This is a genomic window from Rhodococcus sp. P3_B8, from assembly GCF_056402775.1.
The window spans coordinates 1-1,104 of record NZ_JBFUGT010000648.1 but is presented as its reverse complement, the minus strand read 5'-3'; the positions used below and the strand labels follow the sequence as shown (position 1 = coordinate 1,104).

Genomic DNA, 1,104 nt, shown 5'->3' with positions numbered 1-1,104 from the left:
CCGCAAGCGTGCCGAACGCGCCCTGACGTCGGTGGTGGCCACCTGCTACCTGCTCGGGGTCTCGACCCGACGGATGGAACAACTGGTCGACTCGCTCGGTATCACCTCACTGTCGAAATCCCAGGTGTCGGTGATGGCGAAGGACCTCGACGCCCAGGTGGAGGCGTTCCGTAGCCGGCCGCTCGACGCCGGCCCGTACACGTTCGTCGCCGCCGACGCCCTCGTCCTCAAGGTCCGGGAGAACGGGCGGGTGGTGAACGTGCACGCCCTGGTCGCGGTCGGAGTGAACGCCGAGGGTTACCGGGAAATCCTGGGAATCGAGGTGACCTCCGCCGAGGACGGGGCCGGGTGGTTGGCGTTCTTCCGGTCGCTGGTCGCCCGCGGCCTGTCCGGGGTGCGGTTGGTGACCTCCGACGCCCACGCCGGCCTCGTGTCGGCGATCGGCGCCTCCCTGCCCGGGGCCGCTTGGCAGAGGTGCCGGACGCATTATTCGACCAATCTCATGTCCCAGACACCGAAGAATTCGTGGCCCTGGGTGCGTGCGCTCCTGCACTCCGTTTACGACCAGCCGGACGCCGATTCTGTTCATGCACAATATGATCGGGTGATCGACGCCTTGTCGGAGAAGCTGCCAAAGGTCGCCGATCATCTCGACTCCGCGCGGGCCGACCTCCTCGCCTTCACGGCCTTCCCGAAGCAAATCTGGCGGCAGATCTGGTCCAACAATCCCCGATCGGTTAACCGGCTCTCGGGCGACACGATTCTGTCCGCGGCGTGAGGTCCGGGGCCGCCRCCCGGATGGGGCGCATGCTGACGGTGGCGGCTCGATTCACGAGAGGAGCAGACGATGGCCGTTCGGGTGCAGACGGCGGGCGACGGTTATGTGGTCGACGGCGAGTGGGAGGGTTGCGCGGCGGCGAACGCGTTCCTCAAGCATCTGGCCGGGCGGGCGTTCAGCGTGGCGACGGTGCGGGCGTATGCGTTCGATATGCTGAACCTGGCGCGGTTCCTGATCGACCGCGATGTCGGATTGGCGGCGGTGACGCCGGTGACCGTGTTCGAGTGGATCGACTGGCAGGGCGTGCGCCGTGATCCCCGACCCGG

The 1,104-nt window shown here is 67.5% G+C and carries 2 pseudogenes; both read left to right on the top strand.

What is annotated here, in order from left to right:
* Positions 1–733, top strand: a pseudogene (locus AC1D1G_RS45465) (IS256 family transposase); the annotation flags it as partial.
* Between the two features lie 114 nt (positions 734–847).
* Positions 848–1,104, top strand: a pseudogene (locus AC1D1G_RS45460) (tyrosine-type recombinase/integrase); the annotation flags it as partial.